This window comes from Desulfothermobacter acidiphilus (genome assembly GCF_052073645.1).
Taxonomy (GTDB): domain Bacteria; phylum Bacillota; class Desulfotomaculia; order Desulfotomaculales; family Ammonificaceae; genus Desulfothermobacter; species Desulfothermobacter acidiphilus.
In genome coordinates, this window is sequence record NZ_CM125440.1 from 1,647,064 (window position 1) to 1,664,260 (window position 17,197).

Sequence of the window (17,197 nt, forward strand, 5' to 3'; positions counted from 1 at the left end):
TCACAGAGCCGCCTTTCATCTCCTAAAAGGAGTGGGCTTTACCGGCGGCCTCTAGTAACCCATGGCAGAAAGGACCTGGCCGGTAACCCCGTTAACCACCACCACGTAGCCTGTGGGAGTCCCGGTGGGACCCGGAGTCGTCCTCGGCTCCGAAATTACGTGCCAGCGGAAGATCCAATGCCCCTCCTGGTCAGGCCAAATATCGGCCCTTACCTCTTTTATCCCCAGCTGCTTAAGCCCGTCCGCCTCCGGACCCAAGGAGGCAATATACTGCCGAGCGATGGCCGCGGCTTGCTCCCGGCTCACCTTGGGATCAGTGGGAAGACTCGCCTTGCTAACGTAGCCGGAGGAATACTCCACAACCTTCCCCGTGCCCGCGTCCACTTTAGCTCCCACAAAAATGGGGTAAGTCACCTCGCCCTGCACCAGACACCAGAGGAATTGATAGTTATCGCCCGACGAACTCTGGTTCAGCCGGTGCACCACCAACTGCATCTCCCCTAGCTCCGGATGGAGATAATAACGGTGGGCGAAATCGTAAGCTACGGTGCGAGCCTGCTCTTCGTTCAATTTAACCTCACTCGATCCTGTCTCCTTAAGATACATCCCCACTAGCTCGCCATCGTCTTTTACGTAAAAAGCCCCTTTGTCGGTCTCGTACTCATGGCAACATCCAAAGGGGGTGTCGATGGTACGCACCAGGGTAATCTTGACCCGGGGACCAACCAGACTCCGCACCACTTTTTCTGCCCGCGCTCCGGTATTTTCCGGCGTCAAAAGATGGTCGTAGTAGACTAACCCCAGGGCTAAAGCCAGCGCTACCGCTACCACGGTGGCCACAGCAGCCAATTGGTGTTTTAATTCTCTAGAAGCCGATGCGCGAAAGGGCACAACTTCAGCAGGTGACGGAGAAGGTTCATGAAGGAAGAGACCTCGCTCATCACGTAGAACTTTCATGACCTGAAAGGAGGAACGAGGTCCATAGTTTAAACCCGCAATCAGGATCGTTAGTGACCCGGGTATAAAAAGTAGGCTAAGCTTGGTGTAAGTGAAAATCCCCAAAAGTGTACACACCGAAGCTAAGATCCCCGAAATTGCTATAACCTTTGGATACCGGTACAATGCCCCGATAGCCGCTAGGAGAAAAAGAAAGGTGTACACAGCAATATATCCTATGTCAAACCAATAGAAGCCGTGAAAGCGAAAGGAAACGTACGCCGCGTAGCAACAAGCTACCAGCCCCAGAGCGCTACCGATGAGTCCTGCTTTCCATTTCATAAAGCCACCCTTCCTAAATTACCGTAATCCCCAAATCCTTGCTCTCCACTATTTCCCCTCTGCCAACCCTAACTGGCTATCAGAATAGCCGCGAAATCTATCGTCCTGCCTTAACCCAGACTAGCTCTAAAGTAACACACAGCCCCCAAAAACGCAAAGGGGATTTTTTCTAGATCGTGTCAACCTACTGTAGGAGTCTCGAGCCCCACTGTCCCCGGACCAGGACGAACTACCAAAGAAGATCGATGTTCCGGCTCAAAGCTTTGAGGGCTCTGGTTAATGACGTTACCGGACCCCGTAGAGCGGGAAGATTATCGAACACCTCACCCGATATTTTCCTTAGCCTCTGCCTCTCTTCCTCGACAGCTGCCTTATCGATCTCTAAAGCCTTTAAGCCCTCCTTCCGTCGGGCTACATATTGCTCCCGCAAGGAAACACCATTCGCCTTCGCCACCCGCAACCGGGCCATCCGGTCTACCCCACGAGCACTCCAGGCCATCGGTCGGGATGATAACCGTGCCGAGAAGAGATGACTTACGTGCGCCTCCGCACTTACCCCCAACTCCGCCCCGGGATAAAGCCGGTAGGCCATTATCCCCTCCCAGTTCCGCCGGATGTAACGTCGGCAATCCCGTACCGCTTCCTTCCGCGCAGGACTCGCCGCAGCTTTGCCCGCCCGCCGCAAAATCGCCTGTACCTTTACCTCATCACCCTCCCATAAGGCCGCCCAAATCTCTCTATAACCATCACTATCACGCCCCAAAGCAGCCACCAGGTACTTGTCCAGGTGAAAAAGATCTAAGACAAAGACGCTCCTCGGTAGAAACTCCAGCCCTTTCTTTATCCACCTGTCTCCGTCACCGCAGAGGTAAATCCGCTCCACAGAAGATAATTCGTACTGCTCCTCGATGTAGCTCAACACCTCGAACCACAGCTCATCCGTATCTGAGTAAAGCCCTCCCAAGTAATAAGGCCGCTTGAGTCTGTATCTGTCTTTCCCCACCTTCTCTTTCCCCTCGTGGATGTAAACCAGCCGGGGTAAGTACTTCTTCCCGTCCTGACCTGCTACGTGGTCTTCATCCGCCTCCACATAAAGAACCTTCCCCCGGCGCTTCTCCCCAGGCGGCTCGGGCAGTTCTTCCAGTGTAAAGTTGTGAATCACCTTCTTCACCGCTTCGCCGCTTAGCACAACCTCCCGATTGCCTCTCCCTACCCTCTCGCCACTCTTCCGGTAGGAAAGATCTACCGCTTCTTCTAAGGCTTGTGCTTTAACCAGAGGATCAACCCGTGCGTGCGGCCCGTAACCTACCAACCGATCTATCAGGTGCACCCGCTCCCCAGTCTCTTTGTGCCGGTAATAGGTTCGCTTATAGTTGACCAGACCGAAAAGGGTAAGTACTTCTTTGGGATCGTTTCGCCGCTCTACCCGCCAGCCGGGCCGCTTTTCCCGGTGCTCCCGAAGATAGGCGTCTTTCGCCTCTAAAACTTCCCTCAAAACCTCCTGTCCCAGGTTATTAAGCTCCTGCCAGAGCTTCTCCTCGAAGCTTAAAAAGTCGGTCCCTTCCTCCAGAACCTTCAACGTTAGCTCCGCGAGAGCGTACAATTTCAGTAGGTGACGGAGGAGGTTCATGAAGGAGGAGACCTCGCCCCTCACAGACAACTTTCATGGACTGAAAGAAGGAGCGAGGAGGAGCGAGGTCCGATGCAAACCATTTCAAATATTCAACCTCTGGTGGACCAGATCCTTCTTTTTGGAGAAAAAATCAGCGAATTGATCACCGGTTGCCGCGACTTTTACCAACTCGAGAAGGAAGTGCAGAGGCGGTCTTTAGAAATGTCCCTCGGAATTTTCGCCTGGGTTCTGCAAGAGATAGACACCCACCTCATGAACGCGAGGGACAAGCGAGTTTGGGAAGTAGTGGGGTTCAGGGAAAGGACCTTAGTCACCAGCTTTGGAGAACTCAAAGTAAAGAGGCGGCTTTACCGGAACAAGCAAACGGGGGAAGCCAAGTTTCTTCTTGACCAGGCCTTGGGCTGGTCGGAGAGATCCCGGTGCACACCGCGCTTGAAAGAGATGGCGGTGAAGCTAGGGGTGGACATGCCCTTCAGGCGAGCGGCAGAAATTCTAGGCTATCTTGTTCCGGGGATCAGCCCCATGGCGGTGTGGCAGGCCGTGCAGGAAGCAGGAGAAGCGCTCAGGCAGGAAGGAGAGTCCAGGAGAGAAGCCGTTTTTGAGAAGGGAGAGACACCCGGAGGTAAAGAGAAGACCTCCAGGCTTTACATAGAGGCCGACGGGATGGTGATAAGACTCCAGAGGAGCGAAGAGAAAAGGAAAGAGGTAAGACTCTTTGTGGCTTACACGGGCAAAGAGGAAGTTGGAGGTGGACGGAAGGCTTTAAAGGACAAGCTGGTAATGAGCGGTGTAGGCGAAGGGGAGAGGATGTGGGAGGAAGTTTACTCTGGGGTAGCGAGCCGGTGGGACATGGGCCAGGTGAAGGAAATATACCTTGGGAGCGACGGGGCGGAGTGGGCCAAGCAGGGGGTAGATTACTTCCCCGGGGCAGTGCACGTTTTGGATCCTTACCATTTGAACCGGCGGCTCGTAGAGGCATTTTGGCACGACGAGGAGACTTACAACGAAGCCAAGCAGGCCATAGCTTCGAGGGAGTGGGAGAGGGTGGAAGAGGTTCTGAACAAAGCAGTGAGGGGAGTTCGGGGAGTCAGGAAGAAGAGGATAGAGGGGCTTTGGCGCTATTTGAAAGAGAACTGGTCTGGGATAATTACTTCTCCTGGTACTGAGCGGTTGGGGACCATAGAGGGGCAAGTGTGGCACGGGGCAGGGTGGCGGATGAAGAGGATAGGAGCGAGCTGGACGGAGGCAGGAGCAGACAGGATGGCGCGGGTTTTGTCGGCGCGGTCCAACGGGGAGCTAGAGAAGTACACTTCTCGGTGGGAGTTAAGGCTGGCCGGGCAGGAGCATCTGGCCCAGGCGGTGCAGGTGGAGGTGAAGCGGAAGGTAGAGGAAGCGAGGAGTTGGCTTAGAGCAGGGTTGCCGGCACTGAAAGGGCCCTCTGCCGGAGCTCCATGGGTGAAGTATGTGCTGCGGGAGTTGAGCCGGCCTAGCTTTGAGCTAGCTTGAGCCTGGTCGAGGCGGGATTGAGGCGGCGTGGTCTCAAATTCCAGGAAATTTCCTCTCCGAGTTCACCTACTAACTCTTGACGCACACTAGCTCCGCTACCCTCTGGAACTTCTCCCAAATCTGCTTTATAATCTGCATAGAGACCTCACCCTCCTGAGTGGTTGTTTAAGCAACTACTCGTCCGTTGCAAGGACGGTGAGGTCTCTCTTCTTTCTCCCCTTCCTTAGCTCCTGCAAAATTCCTACAGTAACTTTACACTAACTTTTTCTAGACAAGCATCAGGGGCTAGATAGATGGGGTTTTCGCGCAGGCGTTGACCAACCCGAGTTTCCAGAAGCACCCAGAGCAGCAAGATAGAATTCCCGAAAAGAGCTGGGGCCTCTCGGGAAGGCAGAACCCACGAACCCGAGAGCTCGCTATGTCTGGGCAGAATTGCTAGAAAGCCAATCCCTTCAGGGGCCGACGGCGCTCACTCGGAAGAGGGGGCCCCGCATATAGATATTGGGGTCGCGGGATATGGTTCCCTCCAGGATCACTTCTCGGCCTAAATATTTTTCCAACTCCTGGGCCACCTGAGGGTTGGCCGGCAGGATCACGTAGCGACCTTCCCGGGTTTCGAGTTCCAGATGGCGCCCCTCGATGAAGCTTTCCACCAGCCTGCCGCTCAAGCGCACCTTATTCCCCTCTTTCGGACTTCGGGGCACGAAAGACAAGCTCACCCAGGCCGGGCAGTGGGCACCATAAAAGCCCATGAAACCGGCGATGTACCGCAGCAGCTCCGCCAGGCTGCCGTCCTCGATCCGGATGGTCACGCGCTCGCCGGGCACGCATCTGTGAGGACTCGCGGGCGAAGCCCCCCAGGCTCCCGGAGCTCCCAGGACCAGCAGCGCCACCAGCAAAAACCCAAGCCTCTTCAGCCTCAAGGCCACCACCTCTTTCCGATCGCGCTTACCTTAACTGTTAGCCAACGGCTTGAAAAATCCTCCCTCTAAACCCTAGCTTCCCCTGGGCAGGGAGAGCAGGTAAAGCTTGCCTCCATGCGGCCCGGTGGTAGCCACGTAAAGGTGGCCCTCAGAGCAGCCGGTGTAAATCGGCTCCTTATCCAGAGAGAGCTCGGCCAGCCGCTCTACCTCACCCTGCCGGAAAGAGAAGAGGATAAGTCGCCGCTGGTCCCCCTCGGGGTAGCAGAGGACCGGCACCAGGATGGCGCGGCGGGCGGGGTCGAACCAGGGCTGGGCGTAAGGAGCTCCAGCATAGAATTCTTGCTTCTCTAGGCCGCCCTTGGCCCGCAAGTCTTCCCCTATCCCCTGCCGCCAGCTGGAGAAAACATTCCGGCCCACGGCTACTAACTCGTCCGTGTCGGGATTGTAAGCTAAACCAAAGATGCGGTTTTCGGCCGGTACATTGAGCTTTTTCCAGGTGATCCCCCCGTCTTCCGATTCCTGCACTCCGGTCCAGGTGCCACCCATAGAGCCGCGCCACACCCATAAGCGCTTGGCGTTTCGGGGATCAAAAAGCAGACCATCAGCCCCAGCCGGGACTTGACCGGGCAGAGACTTGACCTGCCAGTGTTTCCCGCCATCTTGAGTCTCCAGATAGTCTTTGAGGGAAAGGAACTCCCCCAGATCGGCGAGATAAGCCAAGGCTTCGCTACCGGGAGTGGAAAATATGTAAGCTCTTTGCGGCTCGGTCGGATCTGTAACCACCAGCCAGGGCGGGCAGGCGAATTCACCGGCGGTGCCGGGCACGAGCTCCCAGGTCTTCCCCGCATCCCGGGTGAAATAGAGGGCGAAATTTTTCTCCCCCGGCTTCCGGGCCCAGACGAAGGGAAAAGACGAGGTAGCAAAGACGTGGTTCACCTGCTCGAAAACGCTTACCGGCTTCAGTTCCCCGCCGGGAGAGGGGCTGCGGAAAAGGGTGCAGGCGAAGCCCGCGCAACCGCCCTTAGAGCCCGGCTCGGATTCCCGAAGGGGCCGGTAAGCCAGAACCCCGGACCGGCTCACGTGAATGACGTAGGTGTTGGGTGGTAAGTCAAACTGCCCTATCGAGGCTTCCCCTCCCCGGAACCCCTCGCGCGCGCAACCTAGCCACAGCACCAATCCGCCCAGTAGTAGCAGCCAATACCACCGCCAACTCATAAACCTTTATCCCTCCTTGCAATTTTAAAACGCTGGTTTTCACCGCACCGAGGCGGCGATTTCCCCGAGCTCCTCTGGGGAGAAAGCACCCTCGAGATCGGTGAGGATGTAAAAGGCTTCTCCGAACTTCCACTCCAGCACGTTCATTGGTAGGGCCGGCACCGCTTCGCCGTCCGCCCCCACCCTGCTCCGTGGCACCCGAACCAGGTAAGCCACTTTCCCATTCACCTCGGTTTTCTGCACTTCCTCGCCCTCGGGGCGCTGCTCGCCAGCGAGCGGAGGGTAGTTAGTTATGAACAGACGGAGCTGGGGGTCCCCCGAGCGGGGACCAAAGGTCAGCATCGCGCGACCCCGGCCGGAAACCTCATCCCTAGCCCAGTCGAGCGCAAGGAGACTCCAGCCGGAGGGCAGGCGGCTGGGCAAGCGAACTGGAAAGCCCAGCTGGGCCTCCGCCTGGGCCAGACTGTCGGGGGTGGGGTTTTCCAGCCAGCGCTCCTTCTTGAGAATCTTCCCTTCCCCGCTCTCCAGGTCGTGAAGCAGATCCTCGGCGCTCTTCACCCTTTCCGGCGCTTTCCCCCGCTCCCCTCGCTTTTCCATGACCAGATAACCGATGCCCGAGTCCTCGACTCGGACATACCGGTAGGTGAAGGCCAGCATGGGGTGCATGATATGCATTTCCGCCCAGGCCCGGAACTGGGGGAAAATGCTCAGGAGCGCCCCGAACAGCAAGACGAACGCTGCCGCAGCAGCGACCAGCCCTTTTTTCCAGCGGGCCCGGCGCCGTCTCCGCAGCGCCGCCGCCACTATCTCCGCCGACCGCTCCCGCCCCAGGCGCACTTCCTCCGCCTCTCGCCGGAGCAAGCGGCGCAGCCTTTCTTCCAGCGGGTCAAAAGGATTCTGATCCATAAACGCCACCTCGCTTTTTCCCCTTTCCCGTCGGCAGCGGGTCGGTACCATTCAACTCCGCCGCCAGACGGCGGAGAGCGTGGTGCAGGCGGGATTTCACCGTGCCCTCCGGTATCCCCAGCACCTCGGCCATTTCTCTCAGAGAAAGCTCGTTGAAGTAACGAAGGACCAGCACCGCCCGCATCCGAGGGTCCAGCTTCGCTAGTGCCTGCCTTAACCGCCGCCTATCCTCTTCCATCTCCAACCCCTCTCCCACCGGATCGCTCCCGGTGGCGAGCTCCCGCATCGAAGGCAGCTCCGGTGCACCACTCCGGTTTTTTCGGGCCAGCTCCCAGCAGGTGCGAGTGAGCAGGCGGCAAAACCAGGCGGGAAAAGCCTGCGGATCGCGCAGTTCCTTGATTTTCAGATAGCACCGAATCAGAGCTTCTTGCGCGGCGTCCTCGGCCAGATCCCGGCGTCCCAGGACGAGGTAGGCAGTCTTAAAAGCTTGGTCGCCGCATTCCTCCACCAGCTCCTCGAAGGCTCCCGGTTCTCCCCGCTGGACCCGCCGCACTAAAGCAGCAATTTTCATTCCCACTTCCCCTCTCCGGGAAGGACCCCTTTTCACCATAATAAGAGGAGCAATGGAGGGAAAAGGTTCAAAAATCTCGGTACCGGAAACCCGTCCGGTTGGAGAAGAAGAAAGCTATATGGCTTCTCGCACTTCAGCGAGTGCCTAGAGCGGGCGAAGAGCGGTGGCCGGGCACGAGCTCGCCCAATCGGAGGTGCGCCCCTCTTCGCCCGGAGTCTCCAGGAAGGACGGCTGGAAAAAGGATTGGCATCGGTGGCCGAGTTATTTAGAATGCTGTTAAAATAAAGAAAAGTGAAAGGCGAGGAAGCTTTTGATGGAGGAAGCTAAAAGTCACCTTCTTCCGCCCCTTTGGGTCCTATACCTGGGGCAGGCCCTGCTGGGCGCGCTGGCCTTCGCCGCTTTCTGGTGGGTGCACACCCGCTACCACCTTCCCTGGGAAGCTCTGACGCGCGTGGGCCCGCCAGGGCAGGTGCTGGCCTTCGGGATAGGGGGAGGCGCGGGACTAATCGCCTTCGTGGCCGCGACCTACTTCCTTCTGCTCCGGCGATTGCCGGAGAGGTTCTGGTTCGACCCGGCCGTTTTAGCCTTGACGGAACTCAGCGGCTTGCACCTCTTTTTTCTCTTGCTACTTACCGCCTTAATCGAAGAGACCCTTTTCCGAGCGGCGTTGCAAAACCTACTTCTTCTGCGCCTGGGCTCGGTGCCGGTAGCAATAGGAGCGGCCGCCGCCCTCTTCACCGGCGCCCACCTCCGCTACCTGGCCCGTCCCCTCCTGGCGGGCATGGCGCTGATCCTAGGGGGAGCTCTGGGCTGGCTTTACTGGTACACTGGCAGCCTCTGGACGGCGGTCATCGCCCATTTTCTCTACGACCTGCTCGCGGTTCAACTCCTCAAGAAAGGCTGGCTGCTCCCGAAAGAGGCCGACTGATCTCTTTGCCGAGCCGTTCCGCCGGAGAAGAAAAAAAGTCGCCCCGATGAAGGCCGCTTAAAAGGCTAACCAGGTTGGCCACAGCTTCCCGCAAAACCAGCGGCGGCCGCACCAGCACGGTTTCTTTAACCCCGGCACCGCTGGCCTCCATTCCTATCGCCTCGGCCACGCGCAGGGCCCGCCACAGGTGGAAATCATGGGTGACGATGATGGCTCGCTGCCAGCCGTGCGCCCGCATGATGGACTGCGCTCCCAGCAAATTTTCCCTGGTGTTGCGGGAAGCGGTCTCGGCGTAGAGGGCCGAAGCCGGAATTCCGCGGGACAGCAAAAAATCTTTACCCGCTTCGCCCTCCGGCGTGGGATTATACTCCCCCACTCCTCCGGTGACGATGATAACCGGGGCGTAACCCTGACGATAGAGCTCGGCGGCCAGAAGCAGGCGCTCCTGGAAAGCCGGGCTGGGACCTTGGGGCCAGACCGCGGCTCCCAAGACGATAATGGCATCGGCAGGCTGGGGCTGCGCCAGACGGCCGAACCGCTCGGTGTAGCAGTAAAGCCCGGCCAACAGGGACAGAAGCAAGAGTAAAAGCAGGGCCAAGACGACAGCCACCCGGACGACCGCCACCCGGAATTTGGTAGCGTCCTTACCCAACAATTCAACCAACGCTCCTCTACACCGCGAGATCTAAGCCCGGCGACCGGGGCGCAAAAGCCAGTATTTGACCAAGTCGTTCACCACCAGGGAGAAGAACAGCGAAAGCCCCAGCACTTCCAGCAACAGCGACCAAGGCAGCGGAGCCAGCAAACCCGGTATCCCCTGGGTCAGCAGCAAGGTGACCAGCCCTATGTCTGCCACCACAATCCAGAACAGCGCCCGGCTGGGGAGCGAAGACCAGAAGTGCCCCCGCTCCCGCACCACAAACACCGTCAACAGCCCCAAGTAAAAGAGAATCGCCAGGGAGTAGGTACGAATTAGCTGATAATTTTCTCCCAAACGCTCGAATCCCAGATAAAGCAGTAGTAAAGACTCTGCCACGACCAGCAATCCCAAAACCAGCGAAGACTTGGTGATATCCTTTATATTCCAAGTATCGGGGCGAGAAGACCAGCGGGCGTTATCGGTAGCAATGGCGAGGGTAACAAAATCGATTAGAAAGAGGAGCAGCACCACGTCGAAAGTGGACACCACAAAATGCTTAGTCCAGAAAAAGGCCAACACCACGAAAAGAACTATCTGGAATGTCTTTACAATTTTATTGAAGACCCAGGTGAGGACGCGTTGGTAAATCATGCGCCCCGTCTTTACCAAATCCACTATGTTAGCCAGACCCGAGCCGGTCAACACCACGCTGGCCGCCCCTTTGGCCACATCGGTGGCGTTGCTCACGGCGATGCCCACTTCGGCCTGGCGTAGCGGAGGAGCATCGTTCACCCCATCGCCGGTCATTCCCACCACGTGCCCGCGGGATTGGAGCCCTTTCACGATATTGTACTTGTCCTCCGGATAAACTTCGGCGAAACCATCGCTTTCCTCGGCCATGGCCGCCGCCTCCTCGGGATGAGACTCCCACTTTTCCCGCAGCTCGGCCGCGTTAACGATATTGTCCCCTAACCCCACCTGCCGGGCTATCTCCCGGGCAATGGGTTGGGCGTCGCCAGTCAACATCTTAATTCTTAAGCCTAATCCTAGGAGCTCCTTAATCAAGGTCCGGGCATCGGGGTGAGGAGGGTCATACAGCGCCAGCAACCCCGCCAACTGCAGAGGAAGTCCTTCCTGGCCCACCGCTACCGCCAGGGTACGATATCCCTTGGCGGCGTAGGTCTCCATCTCCCGGCGCAACTTCTCCAGATCGGTACGCGTGAGGGCCGCGATAGTTTGCACCGCACCTTTCATGACCTGAAAGCGTCGCCCATCGGCTTCCACTACCGCCTCCGTACGTTTTTTCTGGGGATCGAAAGGCACGAAGCTCACCTGCCGGTAGGGCTCCAACTGGATGGAGCGCTCAGCGGCAGCGGAAAGGATGGCCAGGTCGATAGGGTCTTGATCGGCCTCCTGAGAAGACAGGGCGGCCCAGCGCAAGACCTCCTCCTCGGTGTATTCGCCCAGCGGGGAAAGCCCCGCCAGCGTTAGCTGGTTCAGAGTTATGGTGCCGGTCTTGTCCACGCAGAGCGTGTCCATGGTGGCAGCGTCTTCGGAAGCGCTGAGCCGGGTGACCAGAACTCCCTTCCGAGCCAATTCCAGCGCCCCCAGCGACATGGTGATGGTAAACATGGCCGGTAACGCCACCGGGATAGAAGAGGCCAGCAAGATAAGGGCCAGAGGCAATAGCTCTAGAAGCTTGAAACCAAGGAGCCACGCCGTTCCTAAAGCCGCAGCCAAAGCTACCCCCACGACAACCAGTAGCCATTTGACCACCTGGGTGGTCACTTCCTCGGCGTGGAGTTTGGGACGAGCCAGCTGCACCAACTCCGCCGTCCGGCCAAAGTAGGTGCGGGTGCCGGTGAGCACCACCGCCGCCTCCGCCTCCCCCCGCTTGATGATGGAGCCGGAAAAGACCATATCCGAAGCCCTACGGCTAACGGTCAAGGACTCGCCAGTTAGAGCCGATTGGTCCACTTCCACCTGGCCGCTAAAGAGCTTAACGTCCGCCGGCACAAAATCCCCGGCCCGAATCCGCACTATGTCACCCGGCACCAACTGGCGGGCCGGGAGAAGCTGCCACTTACCTTCCCGCAACACCCTGGCGTTGACCTGTAACTTGGCTTTGAGCGCGTCCACCGCTTTGGCCGCCTTCCGTTCCTGCCAAAAGCCTAGCAAGGCATTGAAAACCAGCAGGGCCGCCACGATGTACATATCGAGGTACTTGTGCAAAATTAAGGAAAGCAGAATTACCGCTTCGAGCATCCAGGCAGTGAGTCCCCAGAATTTGCGCGCCAAAAGGAGCCAGGGGCTGACCCTGTGCTCAGGCACCTCGTTGTACCCATAGTCTCGAAGTCGACGCTTCACCTCTTCCCCCGTCAACCCCTGAGACGGGTTCACCCGGAGCTCGCGCCAGAGCTCTTCCAGGGTCATATGCTGGAAATCCCTCTTGGTCGATTGTTCTTCCGGCATGAAGCCACCCCACACCTGTCTATCTTTGTCGAGCTGTCTATCTACTTCTTTTTACTACCAGATAAATACTATCACAAGGCCGATGGGCAGGGGAATATCCGACGCTGAACCGTGCAGAACGGTCTAAAAATTGGGGACCGAGGGCCAGCGGCCAAGAGGCACCCTCCGCAGCCAGGGAGAGTATCTGGAAAACCCGGTTTTAGGGGGTGGCCCTCGTATCGCGTTCGGAGCAGCAGGAAAAAGTAAGGGGAGATGTAGAATAGCAATTAATAGCATATCTTACCGCCAGGTACGGGAGGTGAACCTTTATGATCCCGGTAAAGGTGAAGGAAATCGCTTTCGACGTCGCCATGAATCCCGTACTACTACTGACCGATGAAGCGGGCAAGCGGCTCCTACCCATATGGATCGGCCCTTTTGAAGCGCATTCCATCGCACTGGCCTTGGAAGGGGCCAGCATCGGGCGGCCTTTAACCCACGACCTTTTGAAAACCGTCTGCGACCAATTGGGAGCCGAGGTCAAAAGTGTGATTATCACCGATGTGCGCGATGGAACCTATTACGCCGAGCTTCATCTTCTAGCCAATAACCAGGAAGCCGTTATCGACGCGCGCCCCAGCGACGCGGTGGCTCTAGCCCTGCGCACTCTATCCCCCATCTTCATCGCCGAAAAAGTGGCTGATTACACCCTGAGTCCGGAAGAACTGTATAGTCCGGAGACGGAAGAATCCCGCATCCTGCGCCTGCCCGAGGAGAAGAAGCTTCACTGAGGCAGCCACCAAGGAAAACCGGACACGGCCTCTCGTCTAGAGGGGTCGTGTCAGGCTATCTTTTCTTACCTTTTCTTTCTAGGAGAAACGCAACCAGTAAAGTAAAAACACGGTCGCGCCCAGCAGAAACCGGTACCAGACAAAGATGTTAAAGTTGTGGGTGGTCACGAAGCGTAGAAGAAAAGCTATGGCGGCGAAACCAGTCAAAGCCGCCACAGCCACCCCGCTGAAAAAGCACAGGGTGAGATCGGCCGGCGTGAGATCTTTGAGTTTAACCAGACCTGCCCCCAGAATAATGGGCGTGGAGAGCAGGAAGGAAAACCGGGTAGCTGCCTCCCGCCTTATCCCCAGAGCTCGGGCCGCAGCTATGGTAACCCCCGAGCGCGAAACCCCAGGGATAATGGCGAAAGCCTGGGCCAGACCAATGAGCAAAGCTTCCCGCCAACTTATACCCCACAGGTTGAGCGAGCGAAGCCCCTTGTGATCGGCCAAATAAAGCGCCGCTCCCATTACGATGAGCATTAATCCTACCAGCCATGGTTCGCGAAAGACGGTTTCCGCCTGGTGTTCTAACGCCAGGCCCGCCAAACCCCCAGGAATGGTGGCCAGCACCAGGTACCAGAAGAGACGCCCTTCCCGCGAACTCGCTTGACGCAGCCCCTTGTGAATAAGCTCTAACCAGTCACGCCAAAAATAAGCTACCACCGCCACCAACGTTCCCAGGTGCAGCGCCACGTCGAAGGCCAGACCGGGGTCTGGCCAGTTAAAAAGCCAAGGAACCAGCACCAGATGCGCCGAACTAGAGATAGGAAGAAATTCTCCCAAGCCTTGAACTATTCCCAGCACAATAGCTTCGGTAAAGCCCAAAAGCTAAGCCTCCTTTCGCTAGTTAAAGCGGATTAGCTAGTGCAATTCTACGCCAAGGAATGCTTTCCCTACCACAAATGTTAAGGGCCCCACCGAATGGGGCCCCGCCTGTAGCTTAAGAGCTTACTCGCCAGTAGAAGCCGTTTCCCTCAAAGCCGCTTTGATCTGCTGATAAGCCTTGGAAGCCTCTTCTACGGCCACTCCGTCCTCTAAGGTGGTTACATCGCCCATGGGCTGCCCGTGGATCACCGCCCTCAAGACGCGACGCATGATTTTGCCGCTACGGGTCTTGGGAAGATTATCCACGAAGACGACCACCACATCGGTGGCTACAATTGGACCAATGACCTTGCGCAAATGCTGCTTGATCTCGTCCACCAACTCCGGCTCGCCCATGAAGCCGTGGCGCAGCACGGTGAAGACCACTGGAACCTCTCCCTTAATGGGGTCGGGACGGCCCACGCAGGCGGCTTCCGCCACCGCCGGGTGCAGCACCATGGCCGATTCCACCTCGGCCGTGCCGATGCGGTGTCCCGCGATCTTCAAAACATCGTCGGCCCGACCCAGCACCCAGATGTAGCCCTCGGGGTCTTTAACGGCGAAGTCAGCGGTAAGAAAACAGCCCGGATATTTGCTCCAGTAGCTATCGATGTAACGCTGAGGATCCTTGAACACAGTCATCAACATGGCTGGCCAGGGGGTGGTAACCACCAGGTGGCCGCGAACTCCCGGCGGGCATGGCTTGCCTTCGTCGTCCACTACTTCTACGTTGACGCCGGGGATGGGAAAACCGTTGGTTCCGGGCTTGAGGGGATATATTTTACCCAGGCCCGGGGTGTGGGCCAGGATCATCTGGCCGGTCTCGGTCATCCACCAGCAGCTGGAGGCCACGATGTTCTCTTTGCCTAGGTTGCGGAAGTACCAGTTGAAAGCTTCGGGATTGATGGGCTCGCCCACTGTGTTGACTATCCGCAGCGAAGAAAGATCATAGCGGTGCACGAACTCTTCGGGGAATTTCATGAGCATTCGCACCGCCGTGGGAGCGGTGTAAAAGACCGTCACCCCGTGCCGGTGAATGATATTCCACCACCGGTCAGGGGTTGGATAATCAGGAGAGCCCTCGTAAATTACCGAAGTGGCTCCTACCATCAGCGGACCATAGACCACATAGCTGTGCCCGGTGATCCAGCCCACGTCGGCCGTGCAAAAATAAACGTCCTCGTCGTTAAGGTCGAAAATGAGTTTAGTAGTGGTGTAAACGCCCACGGCGTAGCCGCCTACCGAATGTTGAACCCCCTTGGGCGTGCCCGTCGTCCCGGAAGTGTAAAGGATAAAGCTCATGTCCTCCGAACCATTCGCCGACGGCTCCACTTCTACGTTGCGGCTGATGCCCCTCACAAAACGGTGGTGCCAGAGATCACGCTCCTCTTCCCAGGCCAGGTTCTCCAGCCCTACGCGTCGCACCACGATTACCTGTTCCACCTTATGCCCCTTTTCGGCGCAAATACGCACCGCCTCGTCCACCATGGGCTTCAAGGGAATGACCCGGCCCCGCCGGTAAAGGCCGTCGGCGGTGACGATAATACGGGAACCAGCGTCCAGAACCCGCTGGGCCAAGGCCTGGGCGCTGAAGCCAGAAAAGACAATGCTATGAGCCGCTCCTAGGCGTTGCAGCGCCAGCATATAGTAAGTCACTTCCGGAATCATGGGCAGGTAAAGGGTGATGATTTCTCCTTTTCGCACCCGGAGCTTCTCCCTCAGAGCGAAAGCCAGGCGGTTCGATTCCCGGTAGAGGTCATAATAGGTGATCTTTCGCACTTCCTTAGGTTCCCGCTTGACTTCGTCCCAGGGCTCGCCTTCCCAGATGAAGGCTACCTTATGCTTCCTACCTTGCTTGATCTGCCAGTCAACGGCTAAATAAGCCAGGTTGGTCTGCCCTCCCACGAACCAGCGATAAAAAGGAGGGTTACTGTCGTCGAGGACAGTGTCCCACTTTTTGAGCCAGGGGAGTTTCTCGGCCCACTCGGCCCAAAAGGCTTCTATAGCCGCTTTATCCTTAACAGTTTCGGCGTGAAAATTCCGGTAGTCCTCTGCGGTCCAGGCCCGGTCAATCCAACTGGGCGGGATGATGCGCCGATCAAATTCCTCGTAGATTTTTTCCTGGCCACCACTTTCCAAGGGTTGAGCCGCCTCCTGACCCATAGCTACTTTACCCCCTCCTAAAGTTTGCTCACAGTCTATCCCTGCTGAGTGTAGAACCTAAGCCCCCAAGCCACCAAGCGAACGCCAGCTAACGGTCGAATTGCTGCAGGGAGCGGTCATTTGCTGCCCCCGACCGGTAGCAAAATGAAACCATGGTTTCACCAGATGAACCGAACTCAGCCGGAGCGCTTGCTCTGAACCCGGGACAGAAATCGGGCCACATCCACCACCACCCGCTCGTGCTTCCCCCGGCCGATGAGCTCTCTCTGATCCCGGGCTTCAACCTGAAAGACCAGCTTTCTACCCTCCACCTCCACTAACTCCGCCACCGCCGTGACCTCCATCCCCACCGGCGTGGGAGCTAGGTGCTGGAGCTCGACGCCAACTCCGACAGTGGTGGCTTCGGGGGGGAGAAGCGAATCCACCGCTGCCATTGCAGCCGCCTCCATAAGCGCTAGAAGGCGCGGGGTGGCCAGAGCCGGCACGACCCCGCTGCCCTGAGCTATGGCCGTATCCTCCTCTTTCACCACGCGACTGGCCCATCCTCGCAACCCTGGTTGCAAATTCACCGTAATCACCCTCCTTAGCAGTGCCGTAAGCGTAGCCATAGAAAGCTGTATAAATCCTGCAAGGTATAAACTCCTAGAGCAGCAAGTCGCGCATTCAATCTCTGCCATAGACAAGCATGGATGATGGCGTCCCCCAAAGCGGTGTGCCTCCCCGTCAAATCTACCTGAAGTGAGGCGGCCAGCGCGTCCATGGTAGCGTGTTCCCAACGAGGGTCCAGAGCTCGCGCCACCGCCCACACATCCAGCACCGCCTGCTCGCTCAACTTCCCATGGGGTTTCAGCGCTTGGTTTAAAAACGCCAGATCGAAAGCCACGTTAAAACCCAGAGGCAAGCCCCTGGAAAGGTAAGCTAGGAAAAGGGGCAAAACCGAAGCTAGCGTTGGAGCCCAACGCAAGCGGTCAGTGCTCAAGCCAGTTAGTTCTTCTACCACCGGGGGCACTGGGCGACGGGGACGCACCAGTTGGTCGAAAGCCGGGTAGAAAAGTCTGTTGCCCCGCAAGCGCACCGCTCCCAGAGCAATGATTTCGTCCCCCGCGCCCGGTTTGAGCCCTGTGGTCTCCAAATCGAAAGCCACAAACTCCACCTCGGCAAGAGGCCGGTTCGGATCCTTGCGGGCGTTGATCTGAGCTATTAAGTCTCGGAGGGTAGAAGAATACGCTTTAGATCCCAACCGCCAGGCCATCAGCCAGTTATGTTTAAGGCTGCCGTAAGCCACA

Annotated in this window: 15 protein-coding genes; 3 read left to right on the top strand and 12 right to left on the bottom strand. The window is 57.7% G+C overall.

Going from position 1 to position 17,197, the window contains the following annotated elements; translation table 11 throughout:
* Positions 1–51: 51 nt before the first annotated feature.
* Both ACTLLP_RS08300 and ACTLLP_RS08305 read right to left on the bottom strand, forming a co-directional pair.
* Entirely contained in the window at positions 52–1,278 is a 1,227-nt protein-coding gene (locus ACTLLP_RS08300; protein WP_441058799.1) for a hypothetical protein, read from the bottom strand.
* 229 nt (positions 1,279–1,507) lie between these two features.
* Positions 1,508–2,908, bottom strand: coding sequence for an ISLre2 family transposase (locus ACTLLP_RS08305; protein ID WP_441058801.1), 1,401 nt, complete (start codon positions 2,906–2,908; stop codon positions 1,508–1,510).
* Between the two features lie 81 nt (positions 2,909–2,989).
* On the opposite strand from ACTLLP_RS08305, the gene ACTLLP_RS08310 reads away from it, so the two are divergent.
* Positions 2,990–4,417, top strand: coding sequence for an ISLre2 family transposase (locus ACTLLP_RS08310; protein ID WP_441061658.1), 1,428 nt, complete (start codon positions 2,990–2,992; stop codon positions 4,415–4,417).
* 452 nt (positions 4,418–4,869) lie between these two features.
* Here the strand turns inward: ACTLLP_RS08310 and ACTLLP_RS08315 are convergent, their stop codons facing one another.
* From ACTLLP_RS08315 to ACTLLP_RS08330, 4 genes are all read right to left on the bottom strand, one after another.
* Positions 4,870–5,340: a hypothetical protein gene (locus ACTLLP_RS08315; RefSeq protein WP_441058803.1), complete on the bottom strand. Its 471-nt coding sequence runs from the start codon at positions 5,338–5,340 to the stop codon at positions 4,870–4,872.
* Positions 5,341–5,412: 72 nt separating this feature from the next.
* Positions 5,413–6,555 (bottom strand): hypothetical protein, encoded by a 1,143-nt coding sequence (locus ACTLLP_RS08320; protein WP_441058805.1) that lies wholly within the window; start codon positions 6,553–6,555, stop codon positions 5,413–5,415.
* A gap of 39 nt (positions 6,556–6,594) precedes the next feature.
* Positions 6,595–7,461, bottom strand: a complete 867-nt coding sequence (locus tag ACTLLP_RS08325; RefSeq protein WP_441058807.1) for a hypothetical protein — start codon at positions 7,459–7,461, stop codon at positions 6,595–6,597.
* The gene (locus ACTLLP_RS08330) at positions 7,442–8,032 is read right to left on the bottom strand and encodes an RNA polymerase sigma factor (protein WP_441058809.1); all 591 of its coding nucleotides are present in this window, start codon (positions 8,030–8,032) and stop codon (positions 7,442–7,444) included. The genes ACTLLP_RS08325 and ACTLLP_RS08330 overlap by 20 nt, the downstream gene beginning before the upstream one ends.
* 313 nt (positions 8,033–8,345) lie before the next feature.
* Between ACTLLP_RS08330 and ACTLLP_RS08335 the strand changes: the two genes are divergently transcribed.
* A complete protein-coding gene (locus ACTLLP_RS08335) occupies positions 8,346–8,960 on the top strand; it encodes a CPBP family intramembrane glutamic endopeptidase (RefSeq protein WP_441058811.1) in 615 nt (204 codons plus the stop codon).
* On the opposite strand, the gene ACTLLP_RS08340 is transcribed toward ACTLLP_RS08335, so the two are convergent.
* Together ACTLLP_RS08340 and ACTLLP_RS08345 are read right to left on the bottom strand one after the other, a co-directional pair.
* Positions 8,923–9,615: a YdcF family protein gene (locus ACTLLP_RS08340; RefSeq protein WP_441058813.1), complete on the bottom strand. Its 693-nt coding sequence runs from the start codon at positions 9,613–9,615 to the stop codon at positions 8,923–8,925. The two genes, ACTLLP_RS08335 and ACTLLP_RS08340, sit on opposite strands and share 38 nt — an antisense overlap.
* A 30-nt stretch (positions 9,616–9,645) precedes the next feature.
* Positions 9,646–12,072 (bottom strand): plasma-membrane proton-efflux P-type ATPase, encoded by a 2,427-nt coding sequence (locus ACTLLP_RS08345; RefSeq protein WP_441058815.1) that lies wholly within the window; start codon positions 12,070–12,072, stop codon positions 9,646–9,648.
* Between the two features lie 308 nt (positions 12,073–12,380).
* Between ACTLLP_RS08345 and ACTLLP_RS08350 the strand changes: the two genes are divergently transcribed.
* Positions 12,381–12,842: a bifunctional nuclease family protein gene (locus tag ACTLLP_RS08350; protein ID WP_441058817.1), complete on the top strand. Its 462-nt coding sequence runs from the start codon at positions 12,381–12,383 to the stop codon at positions 12,840–12,842.
* Positions 12,843–12,920: 78 nt separating this feature from the next.
* Here ACTLLP_RS08350 and uppP read toward each other — a convergent pair whose 3' ends face one another.
* The 4 genes from uppP to ACTLLP_RS08370 form a co-directional block, all read right to left on the bottom strand.
* Positions 12,921–13,709, bottom strand: a complete 789-nt coding sequence (gene uppP, locus ACTLLP_RS08355; protein ID WP_441058819.1) for an undecaprenyl-diphosphatase UppP — start codon at positions 13,707–13,709, stop codon at positions 12,921–12,923.
* Between the two features lie 123 nt (positions 13,710–13,832).
* Positions 13,833–15,911 carry an acetate--CoA ligase gene (gene acs, locus ACTLLP_RS08360; RefSeq protein WP_441058821.1) on the bottom strand — a complete coding sequence of 693 codons (2,079 nt, stop codon included), beginning with the start codon at positions 15,909–15,911 and terminating at the stop codon, positions 13,833–13,835.
* A gap of 176 nt (positions 15,912–16,087) precedes the next feature.
* Entirely contained in the window at positions 16,088–16,480 is a 393-nt protein-coding gene (locus tag ACTLLP_RS08365) for a thioesterase family protein (protein WP_441058823.1), read from the bottom strand.
* A gap of 14 nt (positions 16,481–16,494) precedes the next feature.
* Positions 16,495–17,196, bottom strand: a complete 702-nt coding sequence (locus tag ACTLLP_RS08370) for a 3'-5' exonuclease (RefSeq protein ID WP_441058825.1) — start codon at positions 17,194–17,196, stop codon at positions 16,495–16,497.
* Between the last annotated feature and the right edge of the window lies 1 nt (position 17,197).

Bases quoted from the DNA above. Each gene is read 5' to 3' on its own strand.
- ACTLLP_RS08320 (WP_441058805.1), bottom strand. From the start codon at position 6,555: ATGAGTTGGCGGTGGTATTGGCTGCTACTACTGGGCGGATTGGTGCTG.
- ACTLLP_RS08345 (WP_441058815.1), bottom strand. From the start codon at position 12,072: ATGCCGGAAGAACAATCGACCAAGAGGGATTTCCAGCATATGACCCTG.
- ACTLLP_RS08305 (WP_441058801.1), bottom strand. From the start codon at position 2,908: ATGAACCTCCTCCGTCACCTACTGAAATTGTACGCTCTCGCGGAGCTA.
- ACTLLP_RS08330 (WP_441058809.1), bottom strand. From the start codon at position 8,032: ATGAAAATTGCTGCTTTAGTGCGGCGGGTCCAGCGGGGAGAACCGGGA.
- ACTLLP_RS08350 (WP_441058817.1), top strand. From the start codon at position 12,381: ATGATCCCGGTAAAGGTGAAGGAAATCGCTTTCGACGTCGCCATGAAT.
- ACTLLP_RS08335 (WP_441058811.1), top strand. From the start codon at position 8,346: ATGGAGGAAGCTAAAAGTCACCTTCTTCCGCCCCTTTGGGTCCTATAC.
- acs (WP_441058821.1), bottom strand. From the start codon at position 15,911: ATGGGTCAGGAGGCGGCTCAACCCTTGGAAAGTGGTGGCCAGGAAAAA.
- ACTLLP_RS08300 (WP_441058799.1), bottom strand. From the start codon at position 1,278: ATGAAATGGAAAGCAGGACTCATCGGTAGCGCTCTGGGGCTGGTAGCT.
- ACTLLP_RS08325 (WP_441058807.1), bottom strand. From the start codon at position 7,461: ATGGATCAGAATCCTTTTGACCCGCTGGAAGAAAGGCTGCGCCGCTTG.